Here is a 14,410-nt window from a genome sequence, read left to right on the forward strand (position 1 = left end):
AATATATAGAAGATACATATTATGCATAGTATGATGAAAAATGTGGGTAAGCATGTGGCTGCCCTTGTCTTGTTTTTAGGGTTGGTGATGGCTTATTTCTCTCCTGCAGTGTTTGATGGAAAGGTTATCATGCAAGGTGATAATGTGAAAGCTGCCGGTATGGGAGGAAGTCAGGTCGATAAATATGCAAAGACTGCTGAACCGGGTGAGTTTAGTGTATGGTCGGATGCTATGTTTTCGGGGATGCCTTATGGACCGGGATATGGAAGTCCGGCTCCGGAATTGCCCTCTTATGGCATCGTTGACGGATGGTTGAAGACTCCGGGATATACTCATGCTGCCATGGTTTTTACCGGGTTAGTCTGTTTCTATCTGTTGATGTGCATCATGGGAGTGAACTGGTGGCTGGCGATAGCGGGAGCGATTGCTTTTGCTTTTGCTTCTTATAATATAATCATTATTGAAGCGGGACATATTGTAAAGGCTTATGTGATAGGGTATATGCCTGTAACGTTGGCGGGTATGTTCTTGCTGTTTAAACGAAAATGGCTTTGGGGAGCAGTCCTGTTCCTTTTAGGAGTAGCTTTCTCTTTGTTAAACGGGCATGTTCAGATAACTTATTATCTGGTTTTGTTATGCTTCTTCATCTATTTGGGATATTCTATCAGGATGCTTAAGGAAAAGCAGACTGCAGACTGGCTTAAAACGTCTTTGATTATGCTGGCATGTGTAGTTTTAGCAGTCCTTCCCAATGCAAAACACATGTATTCCAACTGGGATTTGGGACAACATTCTATCCGTGGAGCCTCTGAACTGACGCCTAAACCAGACGAAACGGGAAAAGTGGAGAAAGCCTCTTCCGGTTTGGATAAAGATTATGCTTTCCAATGGAGTTATGGCTGGAAGGAGTTATTGACTGTCATGATTCCGGATGTATATGGAGGTAGTTCGGGAGGTACATTAGGCAGTTCTTCCGAGTTGTATAAGGAATTGAAGAAAAACGGTGCCCAAGTAGGAAAAGAGGTTCAGACTTATACTTATTGGGGGGATAAACCATTTACATCAGGACCTGTTTATTTTGGAGCATTGGTATGTTTCTTGTTTGTATTGGGGATGTTCGTGGTGCGTAACCCGATGAAATGGTGGTTGTTTGGCGGGGCTGTTTTCCTTACATTCCTGGCTTTAGGACGTAATTTTGATGCATTCAATGATATAATGTTCCATTATCTGCCGTTGTATAATAAGTTCAGAACAGTAGAAATGGCTCTGGTGATTCCAGGATTGGTATTTCCTCTTGTTGCCATTTGGGGATTACGGGAAATATTCAGGGGAAATGTGGATGATAAAACGATGAAAAAAGGCTTTTTATGGTCTTTAGGCATAACTGGTGGTATTTGTCTGATTGTGTTCCTGATACCTTCATTATTGTTGAATTTCCATTCTGCTTATGATGCACAGTTCCAGAACCAGGTTCCGGAATGGTATTACACTGCTTTGTTGATGGACCGTGCTTCGCTGGCTTCGTCGGATGCATTGCGTTCTTTGATTTTTATTTTGTTGGGAGCCGGTTTATTGCTTTGGTACTGGAAGGCGAAAAAAAAGACGACTGCCTCTATGATTGTGAGTGCAGGTATGGCCGTATTGATATTGGTTGATTTATGGTCGGTCGATCGTCGTTATCTGGACGATAGTAATTATGTAAAGGAAAAAGCGGAAGAATCCTATAAGGAAAGTGTTGCCGATAAAGAGATATTTAAGGATACGGATGAATCTTTCCGCGTGTTTGGACTGAATAATCCGTGGCAGGATACAAACGTTTCTTATTTCCATCATTCGATTGGAGGATATCATGCCGTTAAATTACGCCGTTATCAGGAATTGATTGATTATCGTCTGGATGGTGAATACCGTAATATTATCGGTGCTTTGCAAAAGGCACAGAGCATACAGGATATAATGCCTGTCCTGGCGGCCTCTCCTTCTTTGAACATGTTGAATACACGGTATATTATTTATAATCCGGACCAGGCGCCGATTCGAAATCCGTATGCTTACGGAAATGCATGGTTTGTAGATAAGGTGGATATTGTAGAAAATGCAGATGCAGAGATTGATGCCTTGAATACGATTGACCCGTTGAAGACAGCGGTGGTGGATAAGCGCTTTGCGAAAGACCTGGAAGGCTTTACTCCGCAGGTAGATTCCACGGCAACGATTGTGTTGGAAAAGTATCGCCCTAATCGGTTGACATATAAAACGAAAGCATCTTCGGAACAACTGGCAGTTTTCTCCGAAATCTATTATCCGGGCTGGAAAGTTACAATAGACGGAAAAGAAGCGACTCATTTCCGTGCCGACTGGATTTTACGTGGAATGCTGGTACCCGCGGGAGAACATACAATCGTTTTTGATTTCCATCCGGATACTTATGTGCTTGCCACTAACGTGTCAGCTTATAGCTCTTTCCTAATCTTGTTATTGTTGATTGCTGCGGTTGGATGGTCCGGCTGGAAATATTGGCAGAAGAGTCGTGAATGAAAGACAATTATAGTTCCATAGTGGAATTTCTGGAGAATAAAGGATTGCTGACGGAATCTTTTGATCTGGAGTTTAAAAGTGCGAAAGGTGGATTTCCTAAGAGCTTTTGGGAAACTTATTCTTCTTTTGCAAATACCGAAGGCGGCACCATCATCCTAGGCATTTCAGAAAAGGATGACCAATGCTTCTATAATGGTCTGCCACAGATGGTGATGCGTAAGTTTCAAGATGATTTTTGGAATCAGGTTAATAATAGGGAAAAGGTTAGCTTTAATCTATTGCTGGAAAATGATGTACAGATGCTTGAGATACAAGAAGGACAATTTATTTTAACCTTCCGTATTTCTTGTGCTGATTATAGGAATCGCCCTGTTTATATCGGCTCAGATCCGATGAAAGGTACTTATAAGCGTTGTCATACGGGAGATTATAAATGTACTCCGGACGAAGTAAAAAGAATGCTTGCCGATAGCTTGCCAGACAAACCGGACTCCAGAATTTTGGAGAACTATACATTGGAAGATCTTGATGAAGTATCTGTCGCTCAATATCGTCAGTTGCTGGGTAGTGTAAGACCGGGTCATCCTTTTTTAAAATGGGATGATAAAGGGTTATTACTGAAATTAGGCGGTTGGAAAAAGGATAGGTATACAGGAAAAGAAGGCTTGACAGTTGCTGGTTTATTGATGTTTGGTAAAACAGAAAGTATAGTAGAGGCTTTTCCTGATTATCATGTAGATTATCAAGAGATACCGGAAAGCGGAGAACGTTGGATAGACAGAGTTTATCCGGATGGGACCTGGGAGGCTAATCTATTTCAATTCAAACAATGTTTCTGCTTTTAGGGTATGGAGAAAAGGCAGGTTCCGGAAGCACTCGGATTATGAATGCCTGGGAAGGAGCACATTGGAGAAAGCCTCTGATAAATGTGTTGCCCCGTCCGGATAGAGTTGAGTTGTGCCTGAGTATGGAGCAGTTATTGCCTCAAAAAAGTATAAACAAACTTATCTCTGTTTTTGGGGAAGAAATTACCCATTTATATGGTGACGGATTAATTGCACTCACGACTGCCGAAATGGAAGGATGTGTGTCTAATGTCAGATTACAGCAACTGATAAATAAACATTCAACGGAAATATCTCAGTTATTGAAAGATTTATGCAATGAGGGATATTTGGTTGCAGAAAATAAAGGACGATGGACTGTCTACCATTTGAATTTACGCGAAGAGAAAAAACTTTCAAAAGAATCTTTTTGAAGAAATGATGACACCTCGGGAGAAACGATGACACCTCGGGGAAAGAAATGGATGAGGAATGAAGAACTAATGACGTTGGTTGTTGAGATTTGTTGCGATACATTTAAAAGCGTTGATGAGATTGCAGCAGTGATTCTTCGTACACCAACTTATTTGAAGAATAAGATATTGCCTCTCCTTTTGGCTCAGGAGCGTTTAGAGCGTCTTTATCCGACCATTTCAAATCATCCAAACCAAGCTTATAGAAAAAAACAAAAGTAAAATTTATGATATCTTACTCAATCATAATCCCCGTATATAACCGTCCGGTTGAAGTTCGGGAATTGCTTGAAAGTTTATTGCATCAGACTTGCAAGGATTTTGAAGTGCTGATTATTGAAGATGGTTCAGCGGTTCGTTGCGACGAGGTAGTCAAAGAATATGAAGACCAGCTGAATGTACGTTACTTTTTCAAACCGAATTCGGGCAGAAGCCTGACCCGGAATTATGGTATGGAACGTGCCGAAGGTAAATATCAGGTCTTTTTCGACTCGGATTGTATTATTCCGGAAGACTATTTCGAGAGGGTTACGAACTATCTGAAAGAGACGAATGCGGATTGTTTCGGCGGGCCGGACAGGGCACATGCCTCTTTTTCCCTGATGCAGAAAGCTATTAGCTATTCGATGACCTCTTTTCTGACAACCGGCGGTATCCGTGGAAGTAAGAAAGGACTGGAGAAGTTCGTGCCCCGTACATTCAATATGGGATTCTCGCGGGAAGTTTATCAGAAGGTAGGCGGCTTTAAGGATATGTTCGGAGAGGATATTGATTTAAGTACCCGTATCCGTAAAGCCGGTTTTACTGTAGAGCTGTTTCCGGAAGCCTATGTATATCATAAGCGCCGCGTGAGTCTGAAATCATTCTACAGACAGGTGTATGTTTTTGGAATGGCGCGTGTGGATTTATATCAGATGCATCCGGACTCGTTGAAGCTGGTTCATCTGTTGCCTGCCTGTTTTGTACTGGGAGTGTTGTTTTTATTGTTATCGTCGTTAATCTGTCCCTGGGCTTTACTGCCGTTGGGTGTTTATATACTGGCGCTGTTCCTGGAATCTCTGTTTGTCAATAAAAGCCTGTCGATCGCTTTGCTTTCCATCGTGACCAGCTTTATTCAATTAGGCGGTTATGGTATGGGATTTATCGGTGCATTTGTCCGCAAAGTGATTTTAAAGCAGAAAGTAAACGTTGAGGCAGAGCTGAAGAAGCATTATAAGAAGAAAGCCTGAGCAAAACTCAGCAAATCCGCATAATGGGCCTGGTAGAGTGTTTTTGATACTTCTCCCGGGCCATATTTGTTTCCTATAAATACTCCCCTCATCCCGGCATTTTTGGCAAACAGCATGTCACTGATGCTATCTCCTGCCATTATACTTTTCGTGAAATCAATGTCCGGAAAATCATCTTTGGCCTGAAGTGCCATGCCTGTGTTGGGTTTACGGTTCTTGCAGTAATCGCTGGTATCGGTACAAACATATATCTTATCTATCCTTCCTCCCTGTCCGGAGACTTCATTTATCATATAAGCATGTATCTCTTCCAGGTCTTTCCGGGTCATTATGCCTTTTCCGACTCCGCGCTGGTTAGTGACAATTATGATATGTTTGAACAGGGGGGAGAGTAACCTCAGGGCTTCCAGTGCTCCGTCGATAAAGATAAATTCCCCGGTTGTTTTGACATAGTCGTACGGACGTTGCTGGTTGATAACCCCGTCGCGGTCCAGGAATAATGTGTTATAAGGCTTTATATCTTCCATCTTTGAAATCTGTTTGAGCTTGTGCGTAATCGTCGGGGATACCGATGTCTATGAAATATCCTTCCGATATATATCCGGAAAGGATGGAGGTGGTGACTTTTGCCTCAAAGAAATCCTTTTCGAGTGAAAATTTTGCCGGATAGCCGTCCAGTTCATGGCGGTTAATCAGATAGATGCCTCCGTTGATAAGGCCCGATTCGCAATATTGCTTTTCGTTGAAACGCAGGATACGGCGAGATTCTTGTTCGATGTCGACAACCCCGTATCTGCTGAACTTCTCCATTCTTTTCAATGCGAGGGTTGCTGATGCGCTGGTTTGCCTGTGGAGGTTTAATAACTCCGGATAATTCACTCCGAAGAATGTATCGCCGTTCAGGACGAACACATTTTCTGTGCGGGCTTTTGAAAGTGCCAGCTTTACTGCTCCTCCTGTTCCGAGCGGGACTTCTTCGACTACGGTCGATATGTCGGCGGAGAAGCGGTTTGCCCCGAGCCATTCCTCGATAATCTCATGTTTGTACCCTAAGGAAAGGATGATATGTTTGAAACCGGCTTCAATCAGCGTTGTAATCAGGTAATGCAGGAAAGGATGCCCGGCTACCGGAGCCATGCATTTGGGAACGTCAGACACTACACTTTGCAGCCGGGTACCCATTCCTCCCGCCAGTATGATACATTCCATTCCTTATTCCTTTCCGAATATTTCTTCTTCTACCAATTCACAGATGATATGCCCGATGGTGATGTGCGCCTCCTGGATACGTGGAGTATCGGTAGACGGCACATTGATGAGGAGCTTCGTCAGTTCACGCATGCGGCCACCGTCGGCACCAGTAAAAGCTACCGTTGTAATTGCTTTTTCATGGCATGTCTCGAACGCCTTTACGATGTTGGCGGAGTTGCCCGAAGTGGATAAGCCGACCAGGACATCGCCTGCCTTTCCGATACCCGAAATCAGCCGGGAGTAGATGATCTCGAAACTCAGGTCGTTGGATACGGCCGTGATGTAAGAAGAGTTGCAGTGTAATGCTTCAGACGGCAGAATGTCACGTTCCAGATAAAACTTGCCGGAGAACTCGGCAGCCAGGTGCTGTGCATCGGCGGCACTTCCACCGTTTCCGCAGAAGTAAACCCTTCCACCGTATTTAAAACAGGTGACAATCGTGTCGGTAATCTGTGCAATTGTGTCCTGCAACTTCTCGTCCGCCAGTATCTGTTCGATAATGTCGCGGTGTTGCGCTAGCCGTTTTCTGATTATTCCTTTACTGTCCATGTAATCAATCCTTTCTTACAAAATTCAAATTGTTGTATATGTCCGATATGCATCTTGTCCAATGCTTCGGACACTTTGTAGCAGCTATTGCCGGGACAGTAGAAGAACATGAATCCTCCTCCTCCGGCACCGGAGATTTTACCGCCCAGGGCACCGTTGGCCATGGCAGTTTCGTATATATGGTCGATAAATTCGTTGGAGATGTTGCGGGCCATTTTCTTCTTACTGGTCCAGCTTGTGTTGAGCGCTTTTCCCAGTTCCTGCAATTCTTCCCGCAGCAGGCAATTCTTCATGCGGAATGCTTCATGCTTGACATTGTGCATGGCTTCCAGCGAGTCGTTTTTATTGTTTTTGACGTTTTCGGCCTGTTCTTCGATAATCTTTCCGGAGCAACGCTGTTGTTCGGTGTAGAAGAGAACGGTGTTCATGGCCCATTCCTGCAAGATATCATCGCCGATGCGGAGAGGATTGACAATGACTTTGTCGTCTTCCAGAAACTCCATGAAGTTAACGCCTCCGAAGGTAGCGGCATATTGGTCCTGTTTGCCTCCTGCCATATTCAGGTCAATGCGTTCGATTTCGTAAGCGTAATGGGCAATATCATATTTCCCCAGTGGTAACCGCAACCATTCGGTGAAAGCTCCGAGGATGGCGACAACCAAGGTGGAAGAGGTGCCAAGGCCGGAACCGGATGGGACGTCCATCTGGGTGATCAGTTCAAAAGAAAGAGGTTCTCCGTTGTTATAACGCGAAACGATTGAATTGTATATACCATGTTGCAGTACTAACGGGCCGTCGAGAGGCAGTTCACTTACAGCCTCAAATTCTTCTGTAATGTTTTCATTGATATGGACAAACCTGATTTTCCCGTTGTCGAGTGGGCGGATAGTGGCATGGGCATATAAATTGACGGTAACGTTGAGGATTGCACCACCATAGAGGTTGGAGTAGGGGGAAACATCTGTTCCTCCTCCGGCAATTCCCAGTCTGAAAGGTGCTTTGCTTCGGTATAACATAATAATTTGCCAATTAGTTAATGTGCCAATATGCCAATTAATAATTAGCTAATGTGAGAATGTGCCAAAAAGCCAATGGAAATAGTAATTCATTCAATTATTTCCTAAATTGGCATATTGGCACATTCTTTTATTGGCTAATTATTTTTAATATCTGTAATGGTCAGCCTTATACGGACCTTCTACCGGAACTCCGATATAGTCGGCCTGTTTGGGGCTTAATGTAGACAGTTTCACACCGATACGTTCAAGGTGCAGGCGGGCAACTTCTTCGTCCAGACGTTTCGGAAGACGGTAAACACCCACTTCGTAAGCCATCTGCCACAAATCCATCTGTGCCAGTACCTGGTTTGTAAATGAGTTACTCATTACAAAGGAAGGGTGACCGGTTGCACAACCCAGATTCACCAGACGTCCTTCTGCCAGCAGGAAGATTGAGTTTCCTGTCGGGAACGTATATTTGTCAACCTGCGGTTTGATATTGGTATGCTTGATGTTCGGATAGTTCACCAGGTTGTCTACCTGTATTTCATTGTCGAAGTGACCGATGTTGCAAACGATTGCCTGGTCTTTCATCTGGCTCATGTGGCCGATGGTGATGATATCGCAGTTTCCGGTGGTAGTAACGAAGATATTACCTTCTTTGACCGCTTCTTCCATCGTTGTAACTTCGAATCCTTCCATAGCAGCCTGCAAAGCACAAATCGGGTCGATTTCAGTAACCAGCACACGTGCTCCGTAAGAACGCATGGAGTGTGCACAACCTTTACCCACGTCACCGTATCCGGCAACTACCACGACTTTACCTGCAATCATCACGTCGGTAGCACGTTTGATACCGTCGGCCAGCGATTCGCGGCAGCCATACAGGTTGTCGAATTTGGATTTCGTTACCGAATCGTTCACATTGATGGCCGGAACCAGCAGTTCGCCTTTTTCCATCATCTGGTACAGACGGTGTACGCCGGTCGTTGTCTCTTCGGAAACGCCTTTCATCTCTGCAATCGTACGATGCCAACGCTGGTTATCTTCTTTCAGGATGCTGTTTAATGTATCCAGAATAACCTGTTCTTCGTGGTTACTACCTTTACGATTGATGGTTTCTGCATCGTTTTCAGCACGATACCCCATGTGAACAAGAAGAGAAGCGTCACCTCCGTCGTCTACAATCATCTGCGGACCTTTTCCGTCAGGGAAGCGGAGTGCCATGTCGGTACACCACCAGTACTCTTCCAGAGTTTCACCTTTCCAGGCAAAAACGGGAACACCTGTTGCAGCAATAGCCGCAGCGGCATGGTCCTGTGTAGAGAAGATGTTACAGCTTGCCCAGCGTACATCTGCTCCCAACGCAACTAATGTTTCGATTAACACTGCTGTCTGAATTGTCATGTGCAGTGAGCCGGTGATACGGGCACCTTTCAGAGGTTTCTGAGCGGCATATTTCTGGCGAAGAGCCATCAGTCCCGGCATTTCGTGTTCAGCGATTTCGATCTCTTTGCGACCGAATTCAGCCAAACTCATATCTGCCACTTTATAAGGCAGATTAGTTGGAAATAATTGTGACATAAATAATAATTATTTTGAATGTGTGGCAAAGATAACAAATTATTGAGTTGTACGGATGATTTGCAAGGACAAACATATCCGTCTGCTTATCTCTTTATAATTTCCTGCTTAGGAAACCGTAGTTTCCCAGGCAGGAAACGCGCGTTCCCTTAGGAGGAAACTCCAGTTCCCTGCGCAGGAAATTACAGTTTCCTGAACGGAAAACTACGAGGAAACTGTAATCGATTGAGCCGTAGCATTATAATGAAAATAGCCGCTGATACTAATCAACGGCTATTTTGCCGGGCAAAAGCCCTGTGCTTTTAATATGTTTTCGTTTTATACCGGCGTAATCCCTTGTTCGGCCAGCAGCTTCAGGCTGAGGTCTTTCAGCTTGAACTTCTGAATCTTGCCGCTACCGGTCATCGGGAAGGTATCGACGAAGAAGATATATTTCGGAATCTTGTGGCGGGCTATCTTGCCACGGCAGAAGTCTTTCACTACGTCTTCCGTCATCGTAACACCTTCGTGCAGGATGATAAAAGCACCGACTTCCTCGCCGTATTTCTTGGACGGGACGGCTGCCACCTGAACGTCTTTCACTCCTTCCAGGTGATAAAGGTATTCTTCTATTTCACGCGGGTAAACATTTTCTCCGCCGCGGATAATCATATCCTTGATACGTCCGGTAATGCGGTAGAAGCCGTTTTCGTCTTTTACGCCGAGATCGCCGCTATGCAGGAAGCCGTCTTTGTCGATGACTTCGGCTGTGGCGGCAGGATTATTATAATAACCTTTCATGTTGTTGTAACCGCGGTTACACATTTCTCCCTGTACGCCAACCGGACATTCTTCGCCGGTTTCGGGGTCGATAACACGCACCTCCGTAAATTCAAAGTCGCGTCCGACAGTATTATAACGTTCTTCTGCCGGGTCGTCGATACGTGAATGGGTCATACCGGGTGATGTTTCCGTCAGACCATAAACGCTGGTTACACGCATAAACATCTTCTCTTCCACCTGGCGCATCAGTTCCACCGGGCAGAGCGAACCTGCCATGATACCGGTACGGAGCGAAGTCAGGTCGAACATCGGGAACATCGGATGGTTCAGTTCGGCAATAAACATGGTCGGTACGCCGTAAAGTGCCGTGCACCGTTCCTTATGGATAGAGGCCAGTACTACCAGCGGGTCGAACTTCTCGACCATAACCTGCGTACAACCGTGTGTCAGCACGTTCATGGAAGCCAGCACCACACCGAAGCAATGGAAGAGAGGAACGCAACAACAGAGCTTGTCGTCAGCGGTGAATTTCATATGCTCGCCGGTCAGCAAACCGTTGTTCGCAATATTATGGTGAGTCAACATAACCCCTTTCGGGAAACCTGTCGTGCCGGAGGTATATTGCATATTGACAACATCGTGGCAGTCAACGAGCTTTTTAGCGGCTTCCAGTTTGTCGTCTTCTATATTTTCGCCCAGCAATAACAACTCCGGCGTGTTATACATACCTCGATATTTCTCCTGGCCGATATAAACGACATTTTTCAGTCTCGGGAAGCGTTGGCTTTTCAGATAGCCGCGTTGCGATTCCTTTAGTTCGGGAAGCATGGTGTACATCATATCGATGTAACTACCGTCAAATACGCCTTCGGTGATACACATGGTGTGGATATCGGCATTCTCTACCAGAAACTCCAACTCGTTCTGTTTATAGTTCGTGTTGACGGTAACGGCTACGGCTCCGATTTTGGCGGCAGCATAAAGAAATGTCAGCCAGTCGGGTACATTCGTTGCCCAGATACCGACATGGGTGCCGTGTTCGATACCGATAGAGAGCATACCTTTTGCCATCCGGTCGACACGTTCGTTGAATTCTTTCCATGTAAAACGCAGGTCGCGGTCGGAATAAACCAGGTATTCCTTGTCCGGCGTCGTTTCGGCCCAATGTTCCAGCCATTGGCCTAATGTCTTATCTTGCAGTTGTAATTCCATATCTTTTCTTTAACATTAATAGGGGGTATAAACAACTCCAAGGATTTTAGCCGTGCTTTCGGCGGCTGCATGAACGTGGTGAGCAACAATCGAATCATAATAGATGCTGTCGCCTTCTTCCAATATATAGGTATTCTTTCCGTAGTTTATTTCAAGTACGCCTTCCAGCACATAAATGAATTCTTCACCTTCATGTGTGGAAAGAATAAAATCAACGCCATCTTCCGAAGGGGAAACATCGATCAGGAACGGTTCCATATGGCGGCCTGATTTATCCTGCGACAGTGAATGGTATTCCATATGTTTCCGGTTCTCCATCGAATTGTTGGTAAAACCGATGCTATTGGAGTCATTACTGTCTTTTTTGCGGCAGATAACCGGACCGAGTTCGGATTGGTCGTCAAGGAATGTACCCAGGCGGACACCGAGTACCCGTGCTATTTTGATAAGAGGTGCCAGTGAAGGAAAATCTACATTACCTTCTATACGTTCGATTTGTTCTGTGCTCAGGCCGGAACGTTCGGCAACTTCCTCAACAGTGAGTTGTTTTGATTCACGGATACTTTTAATTTTGGCTCCGATGATTTTGTTGTTTCCCATAAGTATGTTTATTTTTAGATTATCTTTTAATTTGTAACTGAACGCCGCAAATTTACATTAATATTTTATTTTACCATGTAATTTACTGAAAGAAAAAAAGGACAACCCTTGTGAGAGTTGCCCTTTTGTAACTTCCTGCGAAGTAGTTTCTTATTTTCTGATACCAAGTTCTTTGATGATAGCACGGTATCTTTCGATATCAACTTTAATCAGATAATCCAGTAAACGACGACGTTTACCAACCAACATTTTCAGAGCTCTTTCAGTGCTGTAATCTTTGTGATTAGCTTTCAAGTGTTCTGTTAAATGTGCAATACGAACTGTAAACAGTGCGATTTGGCTTTCTGCAGAACCTGTGTCGGCAGCTGATTTGCCATACTTTTCGAATAATTCTTTTTTCTTTGCTGAATCTAAATACATGATTCTTTTTACTTTAATAAATTGATACTATATTATCTAAGCGGCGACAAAGATATGCATAACTTTTTTGTCTGACAACTCTTTTCTGTATCTTTTTTATATTTTGCAACATGAATATCACATACATATCGTAAAAATGTCGTACTTTTGCAGCCAATAAATTAGTCTTCGATGCAAAAAATCAGAAACATCGCGATTATCGCGCACGTAGACCACGGCAAAACGACGCTCGTGGATAAGATGTTATTAGCCGGTAAGCTTTTCCGTGAAGGACAGGCAGAGCCGGACCAGTTCCTGGATAACAATGACCTGGAACGTGAACGAGGTATCACTATTCTAGCTAAGAATGTATCTATTAATTATAAGGATTGCAAAATCAATATTATTGATACCCCGGGTCACGCCGACTTCGGTGGTGAAGTAGAACGTGTATTGAACATGGCCGACGGTTGCCTGCTGTTGGTAGATGCTTTTGAAGGCCCGATGCCTCAGACACGTTTCGTGCTGCAAAAAGCAATTCAATTAGGATTAAAACCTATCGTAGTTATTAATAAGGTAGACAAGCCGAACTGTCGTCCGTCGGAAGTGCAGGAAATGGTGTTCGACCTGATGTTCAGCTTGGATGCAACCGAAGAACAGTTGGATTTCCCGACAATCTACGGTTCCGCTAAACAGGGGTGGATGTCTGAAGACTGGCAGAAGCCGACCGAAGATATCTATGCATTGCTGGATGCTATCATCAAATATATTCCGGAACCGGAGGTATTGGAAGGAACTCCCCAGATGTTGATTACATCGCTGGACTTCTCCAAATATGTAGGTCGTATCGCTGTAGGCCGCGTTCATCGTGGTGAGTTGCGCGAAGGCCAGGAAGTTATGTTGTGCAAACGTGACGGTTCGATGGTAAAATCGAAAATTAAGGAGTTGGATATCTTTGAAGGTTTGGGCCGTACGAAAGTAGAATCCGTCCAATCCGGCGATATCTGTGCCGTGATTGGTATCGATGGTTTCGAGATTGGCGAGACTATTGCCGACATCAATGAGCCGGAACCGCTGCCTACGATTGCAATCGATGAGCCGACGATGTCTATGCTCTTTACCATCAACAACTCTCCGTTCTTCGGTAAAGATGGTAAGTTCGTTACATCGCGCCATATCTTTGAACGTCTTCAGAAAGAGTTGGACAAGAACCTGGCTTTGCGTGTGGTTCCTACCGATTCAGCCGATTCATGGTTGGTATATGGCCGTGGCGTGCTCCACTTGTCTGTGTTGATTGAAACGATGCGTCGTGAAGGATACGAATTGCAGGTCGGTCAGCCGCAGGTAATCATTAAAGAAATTGACGGTGTAAAATGCGAACCGGTTGAACAGCTTACTATCAATCTCCCGGAAGAGTCTTCCAGCCGTATCATCGATATGGTGACAAAGCGCAAAGGTGAGATGACAATGATGGAAAGCAAGAACGACCGTATGCATCTTGAATTCAATATACCTTCACGTGGTATCATCGGTCTGAACAATGCCGTTCTGACAGCTTCTGCCGGTGAAGCGATTATGGCTCACCGCTTCCTGGAATATCAGCCGTGGAAGGGAGATATCGAACGCCGTAACAACGGTTCCATCATTGCAATGGAAACGGGAACAGCTTTCGCTTATGCCCTGAACAACTTGCAGTCACGCGGACGTTTCTTCATTGCTCCGCAGGAAGAAGTATATGCCGGACAGGTAGTTGGTGAACACACGAAAGAAGGCGACCTGGTTGTAAACGTAACGAAGTCGAAGAAATTGACGAACATGCGTGCTTCAGGTTCTGACGATAAAGTATCATTGGCTCCTCCTGTCGTATTCAGTTTGGAAGATGCTTTGGAATATATCAAGGCTGACGAATATGTGGAGATCACACCGAACTATATGCGTATGCGTAAAGTCATCCTGGATGAGACCGAACGCAAACGTCAGGGTAGATGAAC

14 protein-coding genes are annotated in these 14,410 nt (G+C 44.6%); 6 read left to right on the forward strand and 8 right to left on the reverse strand.

The features are described 5' to 3' along the window. Nucleotides 1-21 precede the first annotated feature (21 nt). Genes C825_RS03115 through C825_RS03135 form a run of 5 tightly spaced genes read left to right on the forward strand, consistent with a single transcriptional unit; the run spans nucleotide 22 to nucleotide 5,064 of the window. The gene (locus C825_RS03115) at nucleotides 22-2,538 is read left to right on the forward strand and encodes a YfhO family protein (RefSeq protein WP_010801371.1); all 2,517 of its coding nucleotides are present in this window, start codon (nucleotides 22-24) and stop codon (nucleotides 2,536-2,538) included. After that, nucleotides 2,535-3,383 (forward strand): AlbA family DNA-binding domain-containing protein, encoded by an 849-nt coding sequence (locus tag C825_RS03120; RefSeq protein ID WP_010801372.1) that lies wholly within the window; start codon nucleotides 2,535-2,537, stop codon nucleotides 3,381-3,383. Before C825_RS03115 ends, C825_RS03120 begins: the two co-directional genes overlap by 4 nt. Beyond that, the gene (locus tag C825_RS03125) at nucleotides 3,368-3,796 is read left to right on the forward strand and encodes a hypothetical protein (protein WP_010801373.1); all 429 of its coding nucleotides are present in this window, start codon (nucleotides 3,368-3,370) and stop codon (nucleotides 3,794-3,796) included. Before C825_RS03120 ends, C825_RS03125 begins: the two co-directional genes overlap by 16 nt. 51 nt (nucleotides 3,797-3,847) lie before the next feature. Further along, nucleotides 3,848-4,057 carry a hypothetical protein gene (locus tag C825_RS03130; protein WP_135033535.1) on the forward strand — a complete coding sequence of 70 codons (210 nt, stop codon included), beginning with the start codon at nucleotides 3,848-3,850 and terminating at the stop codon, nucleotides 4,055-4,057. A 5-nt stretch (nucleotides 4,058-4,062) separates the two neighbouring features. Then, nucleotides 4,063-5,064: a glycosyltransferase gene (locus C825_RS03135; protein WP_010801374.1), complete on the forward strand. Its 1,002-nt coding sequence runs from the start codon at nucleotides 4,063-4,065 to the stop codon at nucleotides 5,062-5,064. Here C825_RS03135 and C825_RS03140 read toward each other — a convergent pair. The 8 genes from C825_RS03140 to rpsO form a co-directional block, all read right to left on the reverse strand. After that, the gene (locus tag C825_RS03140) at nucleotides 5,046-5,591 is read right to left on the reverse strand and encodes a D-glycero-alpha-D-manno-heptose-1,7-bisphosphate 7-phosphatase (RefSeq protein WP_010801375.1); all 546 of its coding nucleotides are present in this window, start codon (nucleotides 5,589-5,591) and stop codon (nucleotides 5,046-5,048) included. The two genes, C825_RS03135 and C825_RS03140, sit on opposite strands and share 19 nt — an antisense overlap. Beyond that, the gene (locus tag C825_RS03145; protein WP_010801376.1) at nucleotides 5,569-6,273 is read right to left on the reverse strand and encodes a nucleotidyltransferase family protein; all 705 of its coding nucleotides are present in this window, start codon (nucleotides 6,271-6,273) and stop codon (nucleotides 5,569-5,571) included. Before C825_RS03145 ends, C825_RS03140 begins: the two co-directional genes overlap by 23 nt. A 3-nt stretch (nucleotides 6,274-6,276) precedes the next feature. Next, a complete protein-coding gene (locus C825_RS03150) occupies nucleotides 6,277-6,864 on the reverse strand; it encodes a D-sedoheptulose-7-phosphate isomerase (protein ID WP_009860734.1) in 588 nt (195 codons plus the stop codon). Further along, nucleotides 6,846-7,880: a GHMP family kinase ATP-binding protein gene (locus tag C825_RS03155; RefSeq protein ID WP_010801377.1), complete on the reverse strand. Its 1,035-nt coding sequence runs from the start codon at nucleotides 7,878-7,880 to the stop codon at nucleotides 6,846-6,848. The genes C825_RS03150 and C825_RS03155 overlap by 19 nt, the downstream gene beginning before the upstream one ends. A 147-nt stretch (nucleotides 7,881-8,027) precedes the next feature. Next, nucleotides 8,028-9,446, reverse strand: a complete 1,419-nt coding sequence (gene ahcY, locus C825_RS03160; protein WP_010801378.1) for an adenosylhomocysteinase — start codon at nucleotides 9,444-9,446, stop codon at nucleotides 8,028-8,030. A gap of 318 nt (nucleotides 9,447-9,764) precedes the next feature. Continuing rightward, nucleotides 9,765-11,420, reverse strand: a complete 1,656-nt coding sequence (locus tag C825_RS03165; protein ID WP_010801379.1) for an AMP-binding protein — start codon at nucleotides 11,418-11,420, stop codon at nucleotides 9,765-9,767. 15 nt (nucleotides 11,421-11,435) lie between these two features. Further along, nucleotides 11,436-12,020 carry a helix-turn-helix domain-containing protein gene (locus C825_RS03170; protein WP_009860738.1) on the reverse strand — a complete coding sequence of 195 codons (585 nt, stop codon included), beginning with the start codon at nucleotides 12,018-12,020 and terminating at the stop codon, nucleotides 11,436-11,438. A 150-nt stretch (nucleotides 12,021-12,170) separates the two neighbouring features. Further along, nucleotides 12,171-12,440, reverse strand: a complete 270-nt coding sequence (gene rpsO / locus C825_RS03175; protein WP_009860739.1) for a 30S ribosomal protein S15 — start codon at nucleotides 12,438-12,440, stop codon at nucleotides 12,171-12,173. Nucleotides 12,441-12,611: 171 nt separating this feature from the next. Here rpsO and typA point away from each other — a divergent pair, with 171 nt between their 5' ends. Continuing rightward, entirely contained in the window at nucleotides 12,612-14,408 is a 1,797-nt protein-coding gene (gene typA / locus C825_RS03180) for a translational GTPase TypA (RefSeq protein WP_009860740.1), read from the forward strand. Nucleotides 14,409-14,410 lie beyond the last annotated feature (2 nt).

The organism is Parabacteroides sp. ASF519, assembly GCF_000364265.2.
GTDB classification, from domain to species: domain Bacteria; phylum Bacteroidota; class Bacteroidia; order Bacteroidales; family Tannerellaceae; genus Parabacteroides; species Parabacteroides goldsteinii.